General features: G+C 46.3%; 21 protein-coding genes. 2 read left to right on the forward strand and 19 right to left on the reverse strand.

From position 1 onward, the window contains the following. Positions 1–8: 8 nt before the first annotated feature. Positions 9–617 carry a CoA pyrophosphatase gene (locus ACMXYR_RS14750; RefSeq protein WP_415902168.1) on the reverse strand — a complete coding sequence of 203 codons (609 nt, stop codon included), beginning with the start codon at positions 615–617 and terminating at the stop codon, positions 9–11. Between the two features lie 180 nt (positions 618–797). Between ACMXYR_RS14750 and ACMXYR_RS14755 the strand changes: the two genes are divergently transcribed. Beyond that, on the forward strand, positions 798–1,355 hold the full coding sequence (locus tag ACMXYR_RS14755; protein WP_415902169.1) for an NUDIX hydrolase: 558 nt from the start codon (positions 798–800) through the stop codon (positions 1,353–1,355). Between the two features lie 18 nt (positions 1,356–1,373). On the opposite strand, the gene ACMXYR_RS14760 is transcribed toward ACMXYR_RS14755, so the two are convergent. The 14 genes from ACMXYR_RS14760 to ACMXYR_RS14825 form a co-directional block, all read right to left on the reverse strand. Continuing rightward, on the reverse strand, positions 1,374–4,205 hold the full coding sequence (locus ACMXYR_RS14760; protein ID WP_415902170.1) for a cache domain-containing protein: 2,832 nt from the start codon (positions 4,203–4,205) through the stop codon (positions 1,374–1,376). Positions 4,206–4,456: 251 nt separating this feature from the next. Next, on the reverse strand, positions 4,457–6,268 hold the full coding sequence (locus tag ACMXYR_RS14765) for a V-type ATP synthase subunit A (protein ID WP_415902171.1): 1,812 nt from the start codon (positions 6,266–6,268) through the stop codon (positions 4,457–4,459). Beyond that, a complete protein-coding gene (locus ACMXYR_RS14770; protein WP_415902172.1) occupies positions 6,268–6,957 on the reverse strand; it encodes a DUF2764 family protein in 690 nt (229 codons plus the stop codon). The genes ACMXYR_RS14765 and ACMXYR_RS14770 overlap by 1 nt, the downstream gene beginning before the upstream one ends. Further along, entirely contained in the window at positions 6,957–7,640 is a 684-nt protein-coding gene (locus ACMXYR_RS14775) for an ATPase (protein WP_415885979.1), read from the reverse strand. Before ACMXYR_RS14775 ends, ACMXYR_RS14770 begins: the two co-directional genes overlap by 1 nt. Positions 7,641–7,653: 13 nt before the next feature. Then, complete coding sequence (locus ACMXYR_RS14780) at positions 7,654–8,100, reverse strand: ATP synthase subunit C (RefSeq protein WP_415882568.1); 447 nt, start codon at positions 8,098–8,100, stop codon at positions 7,654–7,656. Beyond that, positions 8,088–9,869 carry a V-type ATP synthase subunit I gene (locus ACMXYR_RS14785; RefSeq protein ID WP_415902173.1) on the reverse strand — a complete coding sequence of 594 codons (1,782 nt, stop codon included), beginning with the start codon at positions 9,867–9,869 and terminating at the stop codon, positions 8,088–8,090. Before ACMXYR_RS14785 ends, ACMXYR_RS14780 begins: the two co-directional genes overlap by 13 nt. Further along, positions 9,866–10,468: a V-type ATP synthase subunit D gene (locus ACMXYR_RS14790; RefSeq protein ID WP_415882570.1), complete on the reverse strand. Its 603-nt coding sequence runs from the start codon at positions 10,466–10,468 to the stop codon at positions 9,866–9,868. The genes ACMXYR_RS14785 and ACMXYR_RS14790 overlap by 4 nt, the downstream gene beginning before the upstream one ends. 9 nt (positions 10,469–10,477) lie before the next feature. Beyond that, the gene (locus ACMXYR_RS14795) at positions 10,478–11,836 is read right to left on the reverse strand and encodes a V-type ATP synthase subunit B (protein ID WP_415902174.1); all 1,359 of its coding nucleotides are present in this window, start codon (positions 11,834–11,836) and stop codon (positions 10,478–10,480) included. A gap of 29 nt (positions 11,837–11,865) precedes the next feature. Then, a complete protein-coding gene (locus ACMXYR_RS14800) occupies positions 11,866–12,177 on the reverse strand; it encodes an NGG1p interacting factor NIF3 (protein ID WP_415902175.1) in 312 nt (103 codons plus the stop codon). Continuing rightward, positions 12,165–12,623, reverse strand: coding sequence for a hydrogenase maturation protease (locus ACMXYR_RS14805; RefSeq protein ID WP_415902176.1), 459 nt, complete (start codon positions 12,621–12,623; stop codon positions 12,165–12,167). The genes ACMXYR_RS14800 and ACMXYR_RS14805 overlap by 13 nt, the downstream gene beginning before the upstream one ends. Continuing rightward, positions 12,620–13,915 carry a Ni/Fe hydrogenase subunit alpha gene (locus tag ACMXYR_RS14810; RefSeq protein ID WP_415902177.1) on the reverse strand — a complete coding sequence of 432 codons (1,296 nt, stop codon included), beginning with the start codon at positions 13,913–13,915 and terminating at the stop codon, positions 12,620–12,622. The genes ACMXYR_RS14805 and ACMXYR_RS14810 overlap by 4 nt, the downstream gene beginning before the upstream one ends. Beyond that, a complete protein-coding gene (locus ACMXYR_RS14815) occupies positions 13,908–14,687 on the reverse strand; it encodes a sulfhydrogenase subunit delta (protein WP_415902178.1) in 780 nt (259 codons plus the stop codon). The genes ACMXYR_RS14810 and ACMXYR_RS14815 overlap by 8 nt, the downstream gene beginning before the upstream one ends. After that, entirely contained in the window at positions 14,687–15,523 is an 837-nt protein-coding gene (locus ACMXYR_RS14820; protein ID WP_415902179.1) for an FAD/NAD(P)-binding protein, read from the reverse strand. The genes ACMXYR_RS14815 and ACMXYR_RS14820 overlap by 1 nt, the downstream gene beginning before the upstream one ends. Continuing rightward, positions 15,520–16,626 carry a 4Fe-4S dicluster domain-containing protein gene (locus tag ACMXYR_RS14825; RefSeq protein ID WP_415902180.1) on the reverse strand — a complete coding sequence of 369 codons (1,107 nt, stop codon included), beginning with the start codon at positions 16,624–16,626 and terminating at the stop codon, positions 15,520–15,522. The genes ACMXYR_RS14820 and ACMXYR_RS14825 overlap by 4 nt, the downstream gene beginning before the upstream one ends. Before the next feature lie 155 nt (positions 16,627–16,781). On the opposite strand from ACMXYR_RS14825, the gene ACMXYR_RS14830 reads away from it, so the two are divergent. Then, the gene (locus ACMXYR_RS14830; RefSeq protein WP_415902181.1) at positions 16,782–18,014 is read left to right on the forward strand and encodes a diguanylate cyclase; all 1,233 of its coding nucleotides are present in this window, start codon (positions 16,782–16,784) and stop codon (positions 18,012–18,014) included. A 42-nt stretch (positions 18,015–18,056) separates the two neighbouring features. Here the strand turns inward: ACMXYR_RS14830 and dapB are convergent, their stop codons facing one another. From dapB to dnaK, 4 genes are all read right to left on the reverse strand, one after another. After that, complete coding sequence (dapB, locus tag ACMXYR_RS14835; RefSeq protein WP_415902182.1) at positions 18,057–18,863, reverse strand: 4-hydroxy-tetrahydrodipicolinate reductase; 807 nt, start codon at positions 18,861–18,863, stop codon at positions 18,057–18,059. 14 nt (positions 18,864–18,877) lie between these two features. After that, positions 18,878–19,684, reverse strand: a complete 807-nt coding sequence (cysE, locus tag ACMXYR_RS14840) for a serine O-acetyltransferase (protein ID WP_415902183.1) — start codon at positions 19,682–19,684, stop codon at positions 18,878–18,880. 50 nt (positions 19,685–19,734) lie between these two features. Then, complete coding sequence (gene dnaJ, locus ACMXYR_RS14845) at positions 19,735–20,868, reverse strand: molecular chaperone DnaJ (protein ID WP_415902184.1); 1,134 nt, start codon at positions 20,866–20,868, stop codon at positions 19,735–19,737. Between the two features lie 157 nt (positions 20,869–21,025). After that, positions 21,026–22,957: a molecular chaperone DnaK gene (gene dnaK / locus ACMXYR_RS14850; protein WP_415902185.1), complete on the reverse strand. Its 1,932-nt coding sequence runs from the start codon at positions 22,955–22,957 to the stop codon at positions 21,026–21,028. Positions 22,958–23,017: the final 60 nt, after the last annotated feature.

Genomic DNA, 23,017 nt, shown 5'->3' on the forward strand with positions numbered 1-23,017 from the left:
AGTCCCCCTCAAGACCCACTAGTGAAATGACGAACTTTATGTTCGGGCCGTGGTTTCATTGGAATATTAGCTCCACAACCTTCATTTAATAACTCTGCCAACATATAGGCAGTTAAGCCCCAAATTATGTGACCATTAAACTCCCATGCTGGAACATAGATACTCTGATTTTTGAAACGTATCTCATCCGTTGAATAACGGTTATCCGCAAGAAAGAAACTCAACGGCACTGTAAAAATTTCATCTAGCTCAGCTGGGTTAGCAGTAAATTCAATATCTGAAGGGATCACGCCCACCCATGGCGTTACCTGCAATCCATGCTTTGATCTCACCTGTCCTAACTGCCCAATGACATCAACATGCCTAGGAGCAAGGCCAATCTCTTCTTCAGCTTCACGTAAGGCTGTAAATAGAAGATCCGTATCCGTGTCATCATATTTACCGCCCGGAAATGCTATCTCCCCACTATGAGATGACAGGGTTGCCGAGCGTTTAGTCAGCACAACATGCGGATCGTCATGATCGGTCAAAGCGATCAAAACGCTGGCTTTAGGCGATGTATCAGGCAAGCTGCGAGGTTCAAACCCCACTAAACGCTCGCGAATAATTGTGAGCATAAGCGTATCTTTTAAAACTGAAGGCCTGCATAGATTGAATACTATATAGCTTAATAGTAACAGAGCTTTTGAATGAACAGCCAAGAGAAACTTGGCCCTCGCTTTTTAACTACATGATGATAATCTAGGTTATTCGTGAATTTCACGCCTTAAGACAGCTAACAAACCTAGGTTAATTCGATGAACTTTTGTCCAAACTGCGCTGGCTCACTTACTTTCAGTGTTCCTGAAGGGGATCATCTGCCTAGGCATATCTGTAACAACTGCAATACCATCCATTACTCAAACCCAAAGATTATTACCGGTTGCGTGCCGATCTACCAAGATAAAGTCTTGCTTTGCAAACGTGCGATTGAACCACGCAAAGGCTTTTGGACATTGCCTGCTGGATTTATGGAGAACGATGAATCCACCTTAGAAGGCGCCAAGAGAGAGACTCGAGAAGAGGCAAATGCGGAGGTTAAGATCAGCCACCTCTACACAATAACCTCAATCGTACATGTAAATCAGGTACAAATGCTCTATCTGGCCTATATGGACAAACCTGAGTATTCGATCAGTCCAGAATCATTGAAAGTTGAGCTATTTAGTGAAGATGAGATCCCTTGGGATGAACTCGCCTTCCCAACCATCAAGAAGGCGTTAACTTATTACTTTGCTGATCGCAAAAACAACCACTTCCCATTGCGGGAAAATGTTGTAAACCGCTCCATGCAACAGCCAAAAGAAGCGGTTTAACTCATCACAAGTTCATAACTAGCTAAAGTAACGCTCAGTCACAGAATCAGCCGGGATCGGCTTCTCGTAATAGTAACCTTGTCCTTCCATACAACCTGCCTGAGCCAAGAACTCGGCCTGCTCGGCTGTTTCAATACCTTCAGCGACAGTAATCAATCCAAAGTGACTCGCCACATCGATAATTGCAGCACTAATTGCAGCATCATCAGGGTTACCTGGCAGATCATCAATAAAAGCGCGATCGATCTTCAGTTGATCCAGATTGAAACGTTTCAAGTAAGCCATGCTGGAGTAACCCGTACCAAAATCATCCAGTGACAGCTGAACACCTAATCCTTTGAGATCATGCAACAACTGTAAGGTCTTATCCTGATCATGCATCAACGTACTTTCAGTAATTTCCAATACCAGTGAAGCTGGGGCTATCGCAGAAATTTGTAGAGCAGCTCTAACCTCTTCAACCAATTCAGGCCTAAATTGACGGACAGAAACGTTCACCGACATGGTAAACGGCTGATCAGATTGTTTACCCCACTCAGCCGCTTGCTGACAAGCTTGCTGAAGCACCCAGCCACCAATAGGCAGGATCAAACCTGTTTCCTCAGCGAGCGGGATAAAGTTATTTGGTGGAACCAAACCTAAATTAGGATGCTGCCAACGAATAAGCGCTTCACAACCAGCTAAAGAGCCATCAGATAGATTTACTTGCGGCTGGTAATAAAGTTCAAACTCCTGATGTTCAATCGCTTTACGTAGAGCGATCTCAACCTGTAGACGCTCAGAAGCCCGTCGATTCATTTCAGCTGTGTAGAACTGATAATTATTGCGACCCTGATTTTTAGCAAAGTGTACTGCAGCGTCCGCATTACGCAGTAACTGATCGAAGTCATCTCCGTCATCCGGGAATACTGAAATACCTATACTTGGTGTAATCATCAAATGACTGTCGCTTTGCAAAGGCTCTGATATTTTGTGAATAATGCGTTCACATAAATTCGCTGCCTGCTCTAGATTCTTCAAATTAGGTAAAAGGACACTGAATTCATCTCCGCCCAAGCGACTCACTGTATCGCCTTCACGCACCTCATGCTGAATGCGTTCCGCGACCATTTGAAGTATCTCATCACCAAAACGATGCCCAAGACTATCATTGATATTTTTAAAGTTATCTAGATCAATATACAAAAGCGCAAAACGCTGTTTTGTCGCTCGACAACTCAAAGAAATCGTTTGATCAACCCGATAACCTAACAAACGCCTGTTTGGTAAATTAGTCAAAGAATCATAATCAGATAAGTAACGCAGCTTATCCTCTGCTTCTTTACGCTCCGTCAGATCAGTAATAGCTGCGATATAGTTCTGAACTTCACCTTGCTCATTGTGAGATGCACGAATAGAGAGCCACTGCGGGAATATCTCGCCATTCTTGCGACGATTCCAAATATCACCGCCCCAAGCGCCTTTGGCGTCAATCTCCTCCCACATCTCCTTATAGAAGTCGGCACTATGTTGACCAGACTGCATTAAGCGCGGATTTCGCCCTATCACTTCATCGGCTGAATATCCCGTTATATCAACAAAAGCGTCATTAACCGCTAAGAGGCGACAATCAGCATCCGTCACCATAATCCCCTCACTGGCGTTATCAAAAACGCGAGAGGCCAAAAGGAGTGCATTTTGTTTATTTTCAATTTCGTTCTGGTATTTACCAAATTGTCGGTTCAACCAACCAGAGAAAACAAACGTCAGCGACAATGTGGCGCACGTAGCTAAAAACAGGAAAGTATAGATTTGCGCGCGATCCTGGCGCATGGTCTTTTCAACCAGCTCCTTCTGCTTTTCCATCAACTTTTTGATGTCATCCGGATAGAAACCACCGACTAAAACCCAACCTAAATCAGGGACAGTTTCTACCAATGATATTTTCGGGTGAGGCCCCTCGCCGTTAGGGTAATACCATTCATATTCGATAAAACCGCCGCCGTTTTCTGCCGTCTCATAGATAAGTTCTAAAACTTTACGCTCTTTTGTACTCACTTTATCAGAGGGGTTATCCCCAGTTAGCGAACTTACGCCAGCAGTCGATAACAAATTCCCCTCAGTATCAAACACCGCGAGATAGCCATTTTCACCGAAACGAATGGTCTCCAAACGCTTTAAAGCTTCCTCTTTAAGATCATTCTCTATTTGATAGAGGTAATCACCCGCCCCAATAATCCATCGATAGGGCTCGAATGATTTTACAAAAGCGATCTTCTCCGTCATCTGAGTCTGATCGTGAGGAGGGTACCAACGATAACGAGAGAACCCCTCTTTCTCTTGATTCTCTACGGCGTCCAATAAACCACGCATAATGTAATGCCCGGTATCATCCTGATTATCATACAGGGAGCGCCCTTCAACACCCGGTGAAGTCGGCAGTAAGATACAGATTCCTTGATCATCATCGATAAAGATATAACCACGACCATTAAAGAAACGCAGGTCACGCAAAGTTTCACGGATTAACGCTTTAACTTCTGTTTCAGGTCGTAAAGGGGATTCGCGGTCATAGATGGTTTGTGCGATCGTATGTGCTTTAAGAACTTCTTCACGAGATTTTTCTTTAAGAACAGCCTCTGCTTGGGCCACCATATACTGGATATAGTCTTTTGCACTATCGATTTCAGTAATTAGGTGCTCTCGCCCTTTATCCATAAACTCCTTCTCTAAAGAAGCTAGGCGATACTCACTATCTCGTTGGTTTTTATATAAAAAATGTGTGGCAACAGCTGCTAATAGCATGACTGCTATGGCAACTGATCCCCAAAGGAGGTAACGCGGCAGTGCACCTACATTAGGGGCTGTCATTGAGGAAAACCTCTATACATCCGACAGAGGATAGAAGCCGCATCCCCTTCCCCATCACTATAGAACATAAACACTGCAGACATCCGATATCTGAACCAATACAAACAAAAAGATCCGACCCACTACTTTAACAGGTTCAATCAAGAAACAGACCATTCATCCGGTCAAAAAATTGATCTGCATCAAACTACCATAATTTATAGCCTGCAACAAAGAACAGAAGCTTAAAATTAGACCAGTACAGATGTGGGCTAACGCAGATTTAGCTTGGTGTTTATTTCATCCATATAGCGCCGATAATCAGGGCTATCAGTACGGCTATAGTTAAGATTTCGGAACAACCCTGTAAGGGCTACAAAATAATCCCTAACCTCAACTTTATCCTTAAACTCATTACTTGATGTAAGTGCCGTTCTTAATAGTGAAAACAAGGCTTGCTGACGCTCTATTGGTACCGATATATCAACATCATCAAAGGCATCTTGCTGCAAGTAGACCTGATCTAAACAGATAGATTTGTGATAAAGAATGTAATCCTGCAAGGTAACACCCTCTTCACCCGTCACCTGCATCATTTGCTGAACCGACTCACCTTGATCGAGCAATTGCTGCATATCCTTAACCTGAGAAATCCAATCAGCACCTAAATTCTCGGCATACCAATCTGCAAGCTGATCTAGATAACGCGACCATGAAATCAATGGATCTACCGCTGGATAAGCACGTTTATAAGCGCGCTCTGCACTCAAGCCCAAAAAGGTTTTCACCGTTCGCAACGTTGACTGAGTAACTGGCTCTTCAAAGTTACCCCCGGCAGGAGAAACAGTACCAATCAGAGTAAGGCTCCCCATATCTCCGGCATTATTTTCAATCAACCCAGCACGTTCATAGAGTGCTCGCACTGCAGAATCCAAGTAAGCAGGAAATGCCTCCTCACCTGGAATTTCCTCTAAACGGCCCGAGGTTTCCCGCATCGCTTGAGCCCAACGAGACGTAGAGTCGGCAATCAGCAGCACGTTGTAACCCATCTGACGATAGTATTCAGAGATGGTGATCCCGGTGTAGATCGATGCTTCACGCGCTGCCACCGGCATGGATGAGGTATTGCAGATAATCACAGTACGATCCATTAAGGTCCCACCTTTCGGATCTGGCATATTTGGAAACTCAGTGATCGTTTCCACCACCTCCCCGGCGCGTTCACCACAGGCCACAATCACTACGATATCGACATCAGAAAAACGAGATATCAAACCTTGCAACACTGTTTTACCTGCACCGAACGGTCCCGGAATACATGCGGTTCCACCACGAGCAACAGGAAAAAAAGTATCGATAAGCCGAATAGAAGTAAGCAGCGGTTCTTGTGGATAATGCCGTTTACTTTTCCCCGACCTAAGTAAAGGCTCACTCACCGGCACACGCACTGGCCACTTCTGCTGCATAGTGACCTCAATCTCATCTCCGTGCTCAAGACGGAGACGTGCCACTGGCGTTGTGACCGTGAAACTCCCCTCCTGAATCCAGCTGATCTCTGCCTCACCGTAGAGGTTAAACGGCGCCATTATCCGATGTTTAAATCGCCCTTCTTGAACATTGCCAATCAGATCACCGGCTTTAACACGATCGCCAACTTTAATACTGGGCTGGAAAGCCCAGTGCTGTTGTTGATCAATCCCTTCAACTTCTAACCCTCGAGGAAGAAAGAAGCCATTCTGCGATGCAATGATCTCTAGAGGGTTCTGCAAACCATCGTAAACCTGCCCCAACAAACCAGGCCCAAGAGCTACCGAAAGCATATCGCCACTTTGCCTAACAGGGTCCCCAACAGCTACACCGCGGGTATTTTCAAATACCTGAACATCTGCCTCTCCATGACGCACCCGAAGCACTTCCGCCTGCAAATACTCCTGCCGTCCATCCATAGCGGTCCGAACAGGGCAGATATATACCACCTCATTTTTCAGAATCGGATAAAACACACCCTCGTCACTTTTACCCAGTTCGATGGTGACAATGTCATCTCGTACTGCAACTACCTGAGCTGTAATCTTTTGATCCACTAGACCTCCCCCTGAGCTAACTGTTGCTCTAGGCCTGTAATTTCCAATAACTGTAAATTTGCCCGCTTAAATTCGGTCAAGGCAGCTTCTGCCTCATAATTCAGATGGCGTTCGGCAATGACCCAACGCAACACAAAACATGCTAGCGCCTCGAAGTTAAACCTATGTTGTTTCTCACAAAACGCTAGGTCCTGCCACAACCACTGATTTAAGGTTTGCTCCACCAGTAATGCATCCTCTTTCGCTAAAACACGCTGCAAAGGCTGTAGCTCTGGACACACTTCCTCTAAGCCAAATCCGGGTTCAAACCAATGTTTTCGAATACGTGGCAACCATCGACCTACGCCATAAAACAACGCTGAGTTTTCCATACCCGCTAAACGACTACGAAGTGCAGCCATCAACGTTCGCAGCTCCAAATGGAAAAGAATACGCTGACGCAGGGCTTCGCTATTCACCTGATTAAGTTGATCGGTCCACTGCTGCACAACCTCTCTATCCGTCGATCCTCGTAACACCTTCTCATCGGGATAATAAAGATGCTCAATCAAAGCTAGCTGCTGTCTATCAGCATCGGTCAGCATGGTTAAACGCTGATCCAATGCTATACGCGATAGCGGCATCTGCTGACACTGTTCTAGATCAGGCAGCCATGGTAACGCAGTAATTAAGGTGTAATAGTCCGACACTAGCGAATCACTCCCTCAATGATCGCTCTAAATCGGGGCTGAAGATGTTTTAACAACAATTTGGATATAGCTTCACTACTCAGATCAACTTCCACCTCTTCTCCTTGCAAACGAACACGGATTCCTTTGCCTTGGTGAAGGTCAAAACTGACCCCACCCCGCATCTGCTCAGCCGCAAGAGACTGAACAAACTGACTTAATATTCCCTCTCTATACTCCTTGGGGTTTCTGCGTAATTCATCCAAGCCGATGTAATCATCAGGCAGGAGCAGCTCGATTTCAGAGGCATCTGCGATGCCGTGATCATGACTTGCTTTAGCCACGAGAGATAGAATCAAGCTACGCATAAACTCAGCATTATCCATCTGCTGTGCAACCAAACGTTCCACTTGATCAGTAAAAGAATGAGATAAGGTTTCTCTGACCTCCAAATGCATATCGCGAGCAGCGATCCTTAATGCGTCTTCGCCAGACTGCTGCAGCTTTTCAGCTTCTTTGCGTGCCTTGCTAACAATCTGCTCTGCTTCTTGCTTGGCTTGCGATAACAGCCAATCCGCACGATGTTCAGCTTCTTCAACCAAGGCCTCAGCCTCATGCTGTCCCTTTTCCACACCCTGCTGGCGTAACTTTTCGATCAACTCTTCAACACCTGAAGATGCATGAGTTTTATGTTCATTACTCATCAACACTCCCCCATTACAAAGGCACGCCTGCACTAATAACCAGCGCAAAAATAAATGCGAAGACTGCAAAACCTTCTACAATTGCAGCGGGCGCTAACGACATACCAAATATCTCAGGACGTATTTTGGAGACATTAATCGCAGAAGCACAACAACGCCCCTGCCAAGCTGCGCTGAATAAAAGAGCTAAACCACACAACAGACCAATGGCAGCTAAGCCCGGTGCATTATCGATTGTAATTTCTCGGTTCAGCGCAAACATAACCACAATGCCATAGATGGACTGCGACGACGGCATTGCAGCCACACCGATATAACGTCCATGGCCTGTTTCAGTTTCTAACAGCGCTCCGCAGGCTGCTTGACCCGCTTGCGCACAACCAATCATGCTGCCGATTGCACCTAACGCCATTGGGCCGTATAAACCAGCCCAACCTAAAGCAATAATCAGGTTATCCAAGGTGAAACCTCCCGTTTAGCAAACGGCTGAAAGGCATAGCCCTCATCCGCAAGACTCCAGTTATAAAATTCGATTAAATTCAGACGCAAACCGTGAATCACACCACTGATCACAGTCAGAACGAAATTGAGAAGATGGCCTACCAGTAAGATAAGCACTTTGAATAACAACCCAATCGCAGGCAGCGCAGCCGCTACATCTACAGCAAGTTGATTAAAGGTCATCGCCAACGAAGCACTGGCCAAACCCAAGGCAAAAAGACGCAGATAGCTCAGAACATCGCCAAAGATTTTAGTAATCCCTGCAAGGGCCAACACACCATCAAAGAACCGACCCACGCTCCATTCTGACTTTTCACTTGAGAAAAGAAGGACCAGTGATAGACAAGCCACCAATAACAACCAATGAAAAACCTCAAAACCAACGATCCAGCCCCAAAGGGCCACAGTGACCGAACCTGCCCAGCCTAGGGCTGCATACCTTCGGGTACTACCGCGCCTGACCCAGGCCATCATCAAGTTAGCCAAAATAAGATGTACCGCCCCCACTGATATTGAGAGCAACATCATGCTGTCAAAATCATTCAGGTCCATCAGTTTAAAACCTTGCAACCACGCAAAGGGTGCTTGGGCACCGAAGTAACTCCCAACCAGCACACCCCAAGCAAAGCCTGCTACAGAAAGAGCTGTTCCCATCGCACGTAAACGCAGCCCCGTTTCTGAGCGTCCCATATCTCGCCAGTAAAACAGCAATATCGCAGCCAATAACAGCGAGTAGCCTGCATCAGACATAATCAACGCAAAAAAACTAACAAAGGAGAAAAACACTACCCGCGAAGGGTCCCAACTGCGATAGCCAGGCATCTGGAAGAAATTCACCACCTCTTCCCCCCCAGCGACAGAGGTTGGATTCTGTAACAGTGTCGGTGGCAACTCATCAGGTTTAGGTACTTCGAGCTGTAACACCATACTTTTCTGATCAGCAAAGTGCTGTAACGACTCTATGCTGTCCTCAGCGACCCAGCCCTGAATAGCAAAGATCTCATCCCGATCTAAAGTCTGATCGGATACTTCGGCTAGCTGAGCATCATCCTCCGTACCCGCAATAGAGCGCTGCAAAAGATAGATCCACCGTGTGAGAGCCTCGCGTTCGGCTTCAACGGTTTCCAGCTCGACCTCGATATCTTCCAACTCACGTTGTAACTGCTCGAGAGGGATAGCGCCTGTATGAGTCCGGGTCACAGGCATAGCATTTAACGGCGGCTCTGTTTCTGAAATAACCGTGATATAGCTATAGCGATTATCTCGATGAACCCTTTGCCAAGGCAGCTCCGTTTTCTCTACCTCTTTCATCTTGTAGTTAGGTACAAGATAAAACCACAAACGACGACCGTATAACTCACCTTCCTCAGGCAGGATAAAACTCCCCCAAGGTTTGAGATCTTTGATACGTTTACGTAAAAAATCATGCCGCTCAACCAACTTCAGCCGCAAGCTACGGTTTTGATCAACTTTGTCTACGACCTCTAGCAGATCAAAATGACGTTCACTGACTACCTGCTTACGCTTTTGCTTAGAGTTCAGCAGATAATGCAACACGCCATGGAGCTGTTCAGGGCTCACTTGATGCTCTAGCTTCACTTGAGATTTTTGCGGCGCTACCAAAGGAATAACATGCATGACTCCCAAGGCTTGCAAAGCATCGAGAATAGACGCCTTTTCCTCTGTTAACCCAACCAAGGTTGCTTTCTGTAGAGACAGAATACTCACAGTTTCAGCCTCCGACGTTTATTCTTCGCAATTTTTGCGCGCACAACGCCCGCACGCTCAGCATCTGATAATGCGATACGGATCTTTCGAATATTTTTTTCAGTCTGCGGAATTAAAACCTTATCGAATAGATTTAAGCGCTGGGTCGTTTTCTGCAATCCAGCTTCCAATATCTGCAGGCGTTGTTGATAGATTCTGATCTCCACTTCCAACTTTAAGGCCTGTTCCTGCAGTAATAAAACGGTGTCGACCCAATGGGGCAACACCAAACGCGAGTATTCAGATAATTCAACATTAAATTCTGCAAGTTCAGGCAGTTCTAACCCGACTAAATTGCTGTATTTCACCTCAACCTTTTGAACCTGTAACAACTGGCTAAGCTTAATCTCCGCACCCGCTAGCATTGGTAGTTTTTCAGATACACAAAGGTGAAGATCTTGTAGCTTTAGTTGGTTAGTTTGCAGAAACTGCTGGGCTTCTTGCCTCGCAGCCAGAAGCTGTTTCCGCTTTAAATCTAAGGCGGGCACGAACTGACGGAACGCTTTTAAGCGTCCGCCCTCACGATTTAATGTGGTCTTATTGAGTGCTAGCTTCGCCACAAATCATCCTTAAACCTGAGCTAGATTTTGCGCTGGAAAATACTTATCCACCAACGCCTGTTTCATCAACAGCTCTTGCGGCTGAAAACATTCAGCCAGCGTCAGCCAACACTGATCTAAAGCTTGTTCTAACGGCATAGTGACATGTATATCCATAAACCGATCTCGGAAAAGCTCACCAAATTTAAGTAAGCGCTCGTCATACTCACTTAGCTCAAAAGACATTGCTTGTTTCTGCGCAGCATCTTGAGACTCTGCATACAAACGCACCATAGTGTTCATAATCTGGCTATGATCTTCTCGGGTGACTTTGCCGATCACATGCTGCTTTAAGCGTGATAGAGAACCAAACGGATCGATCACTCCATCATGCAGATAGAACTGACCTTCTGTGATATAGCCAGTGTTATCAGGCACAGGGTGAGTAACATCGTCACCCGGCATTGTTGTAACCGAAAGAATAGTGACCGAACCTGCGCCTTTGTAATCGCAGGCTTTTTCATAACGTCGTGCTAATTGCGAGTAGAGGTCCCCAATGTAACCTCGGTTTGAGGGTACATGCTCCATCGAGATGCCCACCTCTTTAAGCGCGTCGGCGTATGCGGTCATATCAGTGAGTAACACCAGTACGCGTTTACCCTCTTCAACGGCAAAGCGTTCGGCCACAGCTAACGCCATATCCGGAACCAACAAACCTTCTACGGTGGGGTCGGATCCCTGATGAACAAACATAACTGTACGCGCTAGCACGCCTGCTTCTTCAAATGCCTGACGGAAGAAGTGGTAATCATCGAACACTAGACCTATACCACCAAAAACCACCACATCCGCGTCTGCATGGGTGCCGATCTGCGCTAGCAGCTGGTTATAAGGCTCGCCTGCCACAGAGAAAACAGGGATTTTTTGACTCTCAACTAGACAGTTAAACACATCTATCATCGGCACGTCGGTGCGAATCATATGCGATGCTAAAACACGTCTAGCCGGATTGACCGTGGGCCCATCGATCTCAATTTTGGGCTCTTCTGTGAGCATTGGGCCGTTGTCGATGGCTCGACCCGTTCCTGAGAAGGAGCGCCCTAGAATATTAGGAGAGAAAGTAACTTCCATGGAACGACCAAGGAAGCGAACCACCGAATGAGTTGAGAGGCCTTTAGTGCCAGTAAAGACCTGAAGCGAGACCTCTTCACGATCGAGCAAAATGACTTGGGCCAAATTGGCTTCAGCACCGTCATGTCTGTCATTTTCGATTAAAGCTAGATCACCAAAACAGATAGACGAAGCGCCATCTGTTAACGGTACATGCACTTTAACTATGTCACCAACAATTTCCAGAATACGAGAGTAACGTACCAATAACTGCGTCACTTCTACCTCCCTGTCATTCGGTTACAACTTTAAAATTCTTCTAAGCGCCAAACATCGTAGGCTGGCTCTTCGTAAGGGTGAGCCGATTTCATTGCATCAACGGCCTGACGTATCAGCTCATCGCTACAAACCAGTTCAACTTTCCACTCATCAACCGTCTCCACATTACCTTGCTGCCCTATATGCGGATCACTACCTTCCAAAGGGCGAAACTGCCCCTGACCCAGCACCTGCCAACAGCAACAATCATAGTTGCCAATTTTTCCTGCACCTGTTGCGAAGATAGCTGCTTTAACTTGTTCCAAATTTTCATCGGGAACAAAGAAACTTAGTTTATACACCGAAGTTTTACCGTTTGATTTAACTGTTCAACCATGTTGGGTATCTGCTCAGATATACAATCCGATATAGGCGCCATAGTCTCAGTTTGACCTAACTGAACCAGAAACAAACTGATCTGCGGCAAAGATTGTTCGAGTTTAAGCAACAACTGCCAACTCTCTGAGATACCCAAAGTATGACTACTAACTGGCGCATTTTGCATATGCAAAAACCCAGACCCATCCTCAATATACCTGTACTCACCGGCTTTTTGCTCCATTTCACAGGCATCAATCACAATGACCTGATCAAACTGAGGCAATAGCGTCACTAAAGAGTGGGCAGGGGTGGTTAATTTCTCGCAGACCACAGATTTAGGAAGCCGGTCTTTCAGGGCATCCACTAACACCCAACCAATTTGATCATCCCCATGGGAAGAGCCCAACCCCAATACACCTAACTTCAAGGCTTACGCTCCGTTGTTAACTTTAGAAAGTGAGTTGCGCAGGAGATACAAGGGTCATAATTACGAATCACTTTTTCGCTATGTAAGCGCAAAAGATCATCGGGTTGATCCAAGCCAAACTCACTCAGGGAATAAAACAAGTCTTGTTCGATACGCGCTTGGTTTTGGCTTGTTGGCGGGACAATTTTCGCCTCTACGATTAAGCCAGCCTTATCCACTATATATCGATGCCATAGCAAACCTCGAGGCGCCTCACTCCAACCGTATCCAATGCCCGCTTGCGGGCTTACCTCAACTGCACCTCTTTCAGGTGACTCATACTTCCCCAACAGTCTGATCGCTTCATCCAAAGCAAAGCAGATCTCCACACCACGAGCCAACATGCTGTGGAACATATTTTGACTTGGAAAAGGGTTACCCAATTTAAGGAGTAGCTTTTGTAGAAAATCAGGTAGCTGTTGATGATTCAGATTAATCCTTGCCAGAGGGCCTACCAGATAGTCCTGGCCATTGAGATGACTCCACAGCGCCGTCGAGTGTGGCGACTGACTCTCTACAAAGTAGGTTTCATATTCGTCCTCAGTGATATCCAATCCTGAACTACTAACAAGACAGCCTTCACCGAGCGGATAGCCATTCGCTGTTAGCGAGACTGAATTAAAAGCCTGCCGATGATCCGGTATTTCAACCTCAGCTAACCACTCAACCATCGCAACTGCTTGAGGCAATATTTCCTGCAGGCTCTGCTTGATTTCTAGGGCTTCAGCTACCGTAGGGGCTTTATGAAAACCGCCCACTTTAATGCCGACAGGGTGCACAGAACGCCCACCCAAGAAGCGCATAATGCGATTACCCGCATCCTGAATTGCAAAGCCTCTTCGAACCTCATCCGGGAATTCCCCTGCGAGTTCCAAAGCAGAGTTATGGCCAAAATAATCTGGCAACGCTAGTAAATGGATATGCAGACCATGACTTTGCAGCCACTCACCTAAATAGAGCAAACGCCGCATATCCATGATCCACGGAGTTAGCTGCACCTGAAACAGAGATTCCAACGCATTCACTGCACTGACTTGATACGCCACAGGACATATTCCACAGATGCGCGCCACAATGTCTGGAACTTCAGAAAAGTGCCGCCCTTCTAGAAACTTCTCAAAAAAACGTGGCGGCTCATAAATCTTAAACTGCAGATGCTGCAACTTACCTTGCTCAATCTTGAGATGGAGCGCCCCCTCCCCCTCGACACGAGCAAGTGAGGGCACATCAATCTGAATCTTACGCTCAGTCATTCAGCTCTCCATTACCACCTTTAGGAAAAGGACTGAGGTCAGGATGAATCAATCGAAAACGCCGACTAACTTCTGCATCGACAAGGCCTAGACCCGATAAACGACGTGCCAACGCCGTATGATGAGACAGTTCTGCTTCGCCATAGCAGCCATAGCATGCCCGACCAAATTTGGGACACAAAGCTCCGCAACCCAATCTTGTCACTGGTCCCATACAGGGCTCACCAGCAGTGACTAAAGTGCAGACCTGACCGGAGCGTTTACACTCGATACAGAGTTTTTCGCTTTCATCTTGGGGCATGACGCCCTCAAGCATCAAGCTGATCGCCGTTGATATTTGGCGACTATTGATCGGACAGCCCCAAAGTTCAAAATCAACTTTAACGTGATCTTTGATTGGCTCTGACCTATCCAGACTATCGATAAATTCAGGCTGTGGATAAATTGCGGCCGGCCAAGTTTCCGGTGCATTGGATAAGTTCTTTAGAGCTTGTATGCCACCAGATGTTGCGCAGGCTCCCATGGTCATAAGATAGCGACTGTTCTTACGAATCTGTTGGATTCGCTGGGTATCATGCTGAGTCACAATACTGCCTTCGATAAAGGCAATATCGACCTCTGCGTTTTCATCCAAAACACCCGCTTCCGCAAAGTGCTTAATCTCAACGCGAGTAGCTAAAGTCACCAGCGCCTCACCCATATTAAGAAGAGCGAGCTGGCAACCATCACAGGAACTAAACTTATGCACAGCAATACTCGGTTTAGAGTTCATCACACGCCCTCCATACCTAAACGATCACGTACAGCAGGGTAAGGAAATACAGGGCCATCCTTGCAAATAAAATCAGCGCCAAACTGACAATGACCACAATGCCCAATGGCGCACTGCATATTTCGCTCTAAGCTGAGAAATATCTGAGCTGGATCTATCCCTAAACCAATAAGCTTTTCAGCTGCTGCATGCATCATCCCCTCAGGACCACAAATCATCGCCAATGCATTACTTGGGTCAACCGTCACTTGATCGATTAGCTCGGTGATACGGCCCTTATGGAAGGGCCACGCTGGTCCTGACTCATCCGCAGCAAGAAACACTTCAACATTCTCAAGCTGACGCCATCTATCGTAGCGCTCACTCCAAATAAGATCATTACTGTGCTTAACGCCTTGAACAATACTCAGGCGTCGATAGTGATCTCGTCGTTTCAACGCATAATTAATTGCTGCTACGACTGGCGCACAACCCAATCCACCAGTCACTATCAAAAGATCCTTATTTTTTGCGTCCTGCAAAGGCCATCCATGACCGAACGGACCTCTTAGACCAATTTGATCTCCCTGTTTTAATTTCGCTAAGCCTTCGGTAACGCGCCCTACAATCCTAATGGTGTGATCAATGACTCCCTCATCCTTAGGATCAGAAACAATCGAGATAGGCACCTCACCCACACCGAAAAGGTAGAGCATATTGAACTGCCCCGGTTGAAACTTATAGGACTCTCTCTCTGTAAGATCAGCCAACTGCAAACGAAGCGTAAAAATCGTTTTAGATTCACAAATCACCTCAGTAACCGTTGCAATCAAAGGTTTCTGACAGAAAACACTCATTCTTTGTCTCCTGTTATCAGGTTTGCTTCTGCAACAAAATCAATCTCTGCTGGGCACCAGGTCATACAGCGCCCGCAGCCAGTACAACCGGATCGACCATATTGGGTCTGCCAAGTGTCTAGTTTATGTATCATCCATTGCTGATATCGCTGCTTAACGGTTTGTCGAACTTGAAATCCTGCTAGCTGCCCATGAGATTCTCCAAAACAGCTATCCCACTCTCTGACGTGCTCGCTCTCAGCACCATTAAGCTGTGGTTCTTCATGCTGTCGATGGCAGAAACAGGTTGGGCAAACCATAGTGCAGTTACCGCAGGCAAGGCAGCGCTCGGCAATATCATTCCATTGCGGATGATCTCTTCGGCTTTGCAGATCATCTTTAGCAATAAGGTTGAGTGATCGGGTTTGTTGATTAGCAGCCGTTTGAATCTGTTCCTTGGCCATATCGGTCATCGCTTCAGTCACTTCCTGCAGCGGCAACTGATCGATCATAGCCGAACCTTTATCCGAGCCCGATTGAATAAGAAAGCCATCGTCTAATTCAGTTAACAAAATATCGTAAGCTTGCCTAACCTCAGGGCCATCACCGGTAGAGGCACAGAAACAGGTTTCTGCAGATACATTGCAATTAACAGCAATTAAAAACAACCCTTGCCGCTTTGCTTGGTAACCGGGATCAACAAAATCACCTTCTAGAAAATGCTGATCCTGCAGTTTCAACGCGGCAAGGTCACAGGCCTTTACCCCTATGATTGCAACTTTATCTTGCGCTTGTTCAGGCACTAAAAATTGCAATCGACCATCACCACCACGCTTTGCTTGCCAGATGACTTCTCGAGCAGGATACAGAAGCGGCTTCAGAGCCGAGGGTCCATTCGCCCAATTAAACTGACGTAAAGAATCACCATGCTTGAGCCGATACTGTCCAGGGACCTGCTGATCTGTCCACCCTTGCGGAAGATCTTCAACAGAATCAAGATCATCGTAAACAATCGCGCCATCACGAACTTGAGGACCGTGCAACCGAAAGCCTTGCTTAAGCAAAAGCTCAAACAGCTCAGTTAAATCCGTCCTCATGAGAAAAGCAGATTTAGAAATCGCCATTCATTCCCCCTCCCTTACCCTTTTAATATTAGCCTAAACTACTAGACAAGCTTCTAGATTTGGGGTGGTTTTAGCCTTCAATTAAGCAATCATAAATGACACTATGAAAAGGTGTGCTAACCCAGACATTAATCGCATCTATTTAGAGTTTAGATATGAAAGTTCTTGTCGTTGAAGATAGCCAGCTGGTAAGCCGAGTACTACAAAGACTGTTTCAAACCGCAGATCTGCCTGTGGAAGTCATCTTCTGTGAAAGCCTTCTTCAAGCTCAGGAAAAGGTAGATCTCTACGAAGATATTTTTGCGGCACTTGTTGATCTAAACCTTCCCGACGCGCCCAATGGCGAAATTGTCGATCTCATTCTCGCGCAAAACATACCGACAATCGTTCTGACAGGTAGTTACGACGACGATAAACGTGAATCTCTGCTGCAACAAGGCGTGGTGGATTACATCATCAAAGAGAGCCGCTTCTCCTACGAATATGCTGTTCAATTAATTCACCGTTTACTTAAAAACCGAATGATAAAAGTCTTATTAGTCGAAGATTCTTCATCCTATCGGCTGATGGTGCGCAAACAACTCGAAAAACACCTTTACCAAGTTATTGAGGCCCGCGACGGCCAAGAGGGACTAGCGAAACTTCAGCAAGACCCGGAAATTAAGCTCATCCTCACCGATTACGAGATGCCCAATATGAATGGCATTGAGTTAGTACAAAATATTCGCCGGGATTACGAAACATCCGAGCTAAAAATCATCGGTTTATCTGCAGCTGACAGCCCTGCTTTATCTGCAAAGTTTATTAAAAGTGGCGCAAATGACTTTCTAACCAAGCCATTTAACTATGAAGAGCTGCATTGCCGAGTGATGCATAACATCGAACAGATGGAGCTCATAGCCCAGATCAAAGATGCTGCTAATCGTGATTTCCTAACTGGCCTACACAACCGACGCTATCTATTTGAACAATCTGAAAAATTATTAGCACAATCCAACAATAAAACCTGCTTAGCCATGATGGACTTGGACTTTTTCAAGCGAATTAATGACAACTACGGCCATGACGCAGGGGACGCAGTGCTAACCCAACTCGCAACCCTGCTGGATCGATCCTTCAACCGCTTCCTACATGCACGTATTGGCGGTGAAGAGTTTTGCATTTTGTTAAATGGCTTAAATTTAGATCAGGCAGAAATTCTGATGCAGCATTTCTGCACCTTAGTGCATGACACTGAATTTGTATTTGGTGATCAGGTTCTACCCGTTACGGTGAGTATCGGTTTAATCGAACAAGATGATGACAACTTCGACCAGATGATTAGCCGAGCAGATGAGATGCTGTACAAAGCTAAAGAAAACGGCCGTAACACCGTTGTGTGCGAATAAAAAAGCCGCTGATAAACAGCGGCTTTTTAAGTCGTTCTAAAATCACTTCAGACCAAGAATATCCTGCATATCGTACAGGCCATTCTCTTTACCTTCCAACCACTTACAAGCACGTACAGCGCCTTTAGCAAAAGTTAGACGGTTACTCGCCTTATGCGTAATCTCGATACGCTCACCTTCTGTACCAAATAGCACAGTGTGATCGCCTACTACATCGCCAGCACGGATCGTTTCAAAACCGATCTCACCACGAGGACGCGCGCCTACCTGACCTTCACGGCCATATACAGCACACTCTTTAAGATCACGATCCAACGCATCAGCAACCACTTCACCCATACGTAGTGCCGTACCTGAAGGTGAATCCACTTTGTGACGGTGGTGGGCTTCGATCACTTCGATATCGTAATCATCGTTACCTAACGCTTTAGCTGCGATCTCAAGCAACTTAAAGCATAAGTTCACACCAACACTCATGTTAGGTGCAAATACGATGGCAACGCTCTCAGCTGCTTTCTCTAGCACTTCTTTTTGCTCGTCAGTCAGACCTGTCGTACCGATAACAACTTGCTTGCCGTGCGTAGTACAGAAACGAACATTCTCAAGAGTGACTTCTGGCGCAGTAAAGTCGATTAGCACGTCAAAATCAGCAACCGCTTCATGCAAAGAACCAACAATCTTAACGCCTAGCTTACCAACACCTGCAACTTCACCGGCATCAGCGCCGATCAAAGAACTATCAGGCTCAACAATGGCAGCACCCAGTTCGATGCCCTCAGCCATCTGTAGCGCTTCGATATTTGCTTTACCCATACGACCGGCTGCGCCAGTAACTGCTACTTTAATCATGTAAGTTTCCGCTCTTATTTGTTTTTGTCGTGAAGGATATTCTGGTCCATATCCAATGCCGGTTTGTCGCACTGAGGATGACCAACAGCACGGGCAGGTACGCCGACAACTGTTGTATGCCTTGGCACATCATCTAACACAACACTTCCGCCACCTACTTTGGCACCTGAGCCCACTTCGATGTTACCGAAGATCTTGGCACCCGCTGCTATCATAACGCCTTCACGAATTTTCGGATGACGATCACCGCAATCTTTACCTGTACCACCTAGGGTTACAGATTGCAGGATAGAAACATCATTCTCGATCACACTGGTTTCACCCACAACAATACCCGTTGCGTGATCAAACATTACGCCATGACCGATTTGAGCCGCAGGATGAATATCAACCTGCAACACACAACTAACTCTGCTCTGGATATAAAGCGCCATGCTCTTACGGCCTTTATTCCACATATAGTGAGCCACACGATACGCCTGAATTGCATGAAACCCCTTAAGGTACAGCAATACTGTCGCATATTTATCGATTGCAGGATCTCGGGTACGTACCGCAGCTATATCAGCACATACTGCCTGTAAGATCTCTGGTGCCTCACGAAATACTTCTTCGATCACTAGACGAAAAGTCACTGCTGGCACTGCATCATCATGCAGCTTACGGCTCAACAGATAAGCTAAAGCAGAACACAAGCTTTGATGCCCTAAGATATTAGCGTGATAAAACCCCGCCAACACAGGCTCAACAGCTACTTCTTGTTCAGCTTCTGCTGTAATTTCATCCCAAAGCCAAGTTGGGCATTCTGGATTCTGGCTCATGCCATCCCCATTCTTATAAAAATTTAAGGGGCAATAAATGCCCCTTAAAATTAGGTCATATCTTCAAAAAACTTTTTCACAGAATCAAAGAAGCCGTGCTTCTTAGGACTGTGTTTATGCGTACCTTGTTCCATCTCGTCTTGGAACTCACGCAATAGTTCTTTCTGGCGGCTGCTCAACTTAACCGGCGTTTCCACAACTACTTTAACCAGAAGGTCACCCGTAGACCCACCGCGTACAGGCGCTACACCCTTACCACGTAGACGGAACATTTTTCCTGTCTGCGTTTCGGATGGTACTTTCAACTTAACACGACCATCAAGGGTTGGAACTTCTAGCTCACCGCCCAATGCTGCATCAACAAAACTGATCGGCACTTCGCAGTATAGGTGTTTACCGTCACGCTCAAAGATCGGGTGATCTTTAACATGAACTTGTACATATAGATCGCCTGCTGGTCCTCCGTGAGTACCCGCTTCGCCTTCACCCGCTAGGCGGATACGATCGCCTGTATCAACACCTGCTGGAATCTTAACGTTAAGCGTCTTAGTTTTCTCTTTACGGCCATGACCATGACAGTCAGTACATGGATCAGAGATAACCTTACCTTCACCATGACAGGTTGGACATGTTTGCTGAACAGAGAAGAAGCCTTGCTGCATGCGCACTTGGCCTTGACCGCCACAAGTACCACAAATCTTCGCAGATGTACCTGGCTTAGCACCAGAACCATCACAAGTTTCACACTCAACAAGTGTAGGAACGGTGATACTTTTCTCTACACCACGAACCGCTTCTTCCAGCGTCATTTCCATGTTGTAGCGTAAGTCAGCGCCACGTTGTACCGAGCTACGGCCACCGCGACCACCGCCGCCACCGAAAATATCGCCAAATACATCGCCAAAGATATCTGAGAAGTTACCGTCGAAGCCGCCACCATGACCACCACGCATATTCGGATCAACACCAGCATGACCGTATTGATCGTACGCAGCTTTCTTCTGTGCGTCAGATAACACTTCGTAAGCTTCGTTTACTTCTTTGAACTTATCTTCTGCTTCCTTATCGTCCGGGTTACGGTCCGGATGATATTTCATCGCCATACGGCGGAAAGCTTTCTTGATATCGCGATCAGATGAATCCTTAGATACACCCAATACTTCGTAATAATCTCGTTTTGACATGGTCACTACACTATACAGTCACAACACTGTTTTCGGCTTTAAGCCGGATATGACAACGCGGGCATAGAGCCCGCGGTGCCGAGTAATTCGACTTTGCAGCATCGTTAAACACTGCAAAGTTCTACGCTTAGTTAGCTCGATTCAGCTAAAAGGCGACTTATTTTTTGTCGTCTTTAACTTCTTCGAACTCAGCGTCTACTGCATCATCGTTACCGCCAGCTTGTTGCTGTTCAGCACCGCCTGCGCCTTGCTCAGCTTCAGCTTGCTGTGCAGCTTCTGCATACATCTTCTGAGCAACACCAGAGATCGCTTCAGTAAGTGCAGTAGTTTTAGCTTCGATAGCGTCTTTGTCGTCGCCTTTAAGCGCTTCTTCAAGCTCAGCAGTTGCTGCTTCAACAGCTGCTTTCTCTTCGTCAGTCGCTTTGTCGCCAGCTTCTTCCATTGTCTTCTTAGCAGAGTGAACCATCGCGTCACCCTGGTTACGAGCAGTAGTCAGCTCTTCAAACTTTTTGTCTTCTTCAGCGTGAGCTTCTGCATCGTTTACCATCTGCTCGATCTCGTCATCACTTAGACCAGAAGATGCTTTGATTACGATAGACTGCTGTTTGCCAGTCGCTTTATCCTGCGCAGATACGTTTAGGATACCGTTGGCATCAAGGTCGAAAGTTACTTCGATCTGAGGCACACCGCGTGGTGCTGGTGGGATCTCAGCCAAATCGAAACGACCTAGAGATTTGTTCTGTGCCGCTTGCTTACGCTCACCCTGTACAACGTGAATTGTTACAGCGTTCTGGTTGTCATCTGCAGTAGAGAAAATCTGAGACTTCTTAGTTGGGATAGTCGTGTTCTTCTCGATTACTGGAGTAGCTACGCCACCCATAGTTTCGATACCAAGCGTTAGAGGCGTTACGTCTAGTAGTAGAACGTCTTTAACGTCACCTGCTAGTACCGCACCTTGAATCGCAGCACCCATTGCTACAGCTTCGTCAGGGTTAACGTCTTTACGCGCTTCTTTACCGAAGAATTCAGCAACTTTTTCCTGAACCATTGGCATACGAGTCTGACCACCAACCAAGATAACTTCGTCGATTTCAGATGCGCTTAGATCAGAATCTTGTAGAGCGATCTTACATGGCTCTAGAGAGCGCTGAACTAGCTCTTCTACTAGAGACTCAAGCTTCGCACGAGTGATCTTAACGTTAAGGTGTTTTGGACCTGTAGCATCAGCAGTGATGTAAGGTAGGTTAACGTCAGTCTGCTGTGCAGAAGATAGTTCTACTTTAGCTTTCTCAGCACCTTCTTTTAGACGCTGAAGCGCTAGTGGATCGTTGTGTAGATCGATACCAGTGTCTTTCTTGAACTCATCAGCCAAGAACTCGATCAAACGTAGGTCAAAGTCTTCACCACCTAGGAACGTATCACCGTTAGTAGAAAGTACTTCGAACTGGTGCTCGCCATCTACTTCAGCGATCTCGATGATAGAGATATCGAAAGTACCACCACCTAGGTCATATACAGCGATAGTTTTGTCGCCTTTAGACTTGTCCATACCGTATGCAAGAGCAGCTGCAGTTGGCTCGTTGATGATACGCTTAACTTCTAGACCAGCGATTTTACCCGCATCTTTAGTCGCCTGACGCTGAGCATCGTTGAAGTAAGCAGGTACAGTTACAACGGCTTCAGTTACTGTCTCGCCTAGGTAGTCTTCAGCAGTCTTCTTCATTTTCTTCAGAATTTCTGCAGAGATCTGAGGTGCAGCCAGTTGCTCACCTTTAACCTCAACCCAAGCATCACCGTTGTCAGCTTCAACGATCTTGTATGGCACCATTTTGATGTCTTTCTGTACAACATCATCTTTAAAACGACGACCGATTAGACGCTTGATAGCAAATAGTGTGTTGTCTGGGTTAGTAACCGCCTGACGCTTTGCAGGCTGACCAACTAAGATTTCACCTTCATCAGCGTAAGCGATGATAGAAGGTGTAGTACGATCACCCTCAGCATTTTCAATTACTTTAGATGTATCGCCGTCTAGGATAGAAACACAAGAGTTTGTAGTTCCTAAGTCAATACCGATGATTTTACCCATTTGTATCTGCTCCAATTCTTTCTAAACTGCCCGTTCTGACGGACAGTGATTAATTCTATA

The organism is Neptuniibacter sp. QD29_5, from assembly GCF_047778125.1.
Lineage (GTDB): Bacteria > Pseudomonadota > Gammaproteobacteria > Pseudomonadales > Balneatricaceae > Neptuniibacter.

Excerpts from the sequence above, each read along its gene's own strand:
- ACMXYR_RS14750 (WP_415902168.1), bottom strand. The coding sequence starts at position 617 with ATGCTCACAATTATTCGCGAGCGTTTAGTGGGGTTTGAACCTCGCAGC.
- ACMXYR_RS14755 (WP_415902169.1), top strand. The coding sequence starts at position 798 with ATGAACTTTTGTCCAAACTGCGCTGGCTCACTTACTTTCAGTGTTCCT.
- ACMXYR_RS14760 (WP_415902170.1), bottom strand. The coding sequence starts at position 4,205 with ATGACAGCCCCTAATGTAGGTGCACTGCCGCGTTACCTCCTTTGGGGA.
- ACMXYR_RS14775 (WP_415885979.1), bottom strand. The coding sequence starts at position 7,640 with ATGAGTAATGAACATAAAACTCATGCATCTTCAGGTGTTGAAGAGTTG.
- ACMXYR_RS14810 (WP_415902177.1), bottom strand. The coding sequence starts at position 13,915 with ATGACTGAGCGTAAGATTCAGATTGATGTGCCCTCACTTGCTCGTGTC.
- ACMXYR_RS14815 (WP_415902178.1), bottom strand. The coding sequence starts at position 14,687 with ATGAACTCTAAACCGAGTATTGCTGTGCATAAGTTTAGTTCCTGTGAT.
- ACMXYR_RS14820 (WP_415902179.1), bottom strand. The coding sequence starts at position 15,523 with ATGAGTGTTTTCTGTCAGAAACCTTTGATTGCAACGGTTACTGAGGTG.
- ACMXYR_RS14825 (WP_415902180.1), bottom strand. The coding sequence starts at position 16,626 with ATGGCGATTTCTAAATCTGCTTTTCTCATGAGGACGGATTTAACTGAG.
- ACMXYR_RS14830 (WP_415902181.1), top strand. The coding sequence starts at position 16,782 with ATGAAAGTTCTTGTCGTTGAAGATAGCCAGCTGGTAAGCCGAGTACTA.
- dapB (WP_415902182.1), bottom strand. The coding sequence starts at position 18,863 with ATGATTAAAGTAGCAGTTACTGGCGCAGCCGGTCGTATGGGTAAAGCA.
- cysE (WP_415902183.1), bottom strand. The coding sequence starts at position 19,684 with ATGAGCCAGAATCCAGAATGCCCAACTTGGCTTTGGGATGAAATTACA.
- dnaJ (WP_415902184.1), bottom strand. The coding sequence starts at position 20,868 with ATGTCAAAACGAGATTATTACGAAGTATTGGGTGTATCTAAGGATTCA.
- dnaK (WP_415902185.1), bottom strand. The coding sequence starts at position 22,957 with ATGGGTAAAATCATCGGTATTGACTTAGGAACTACAAACTCTTGTGTT.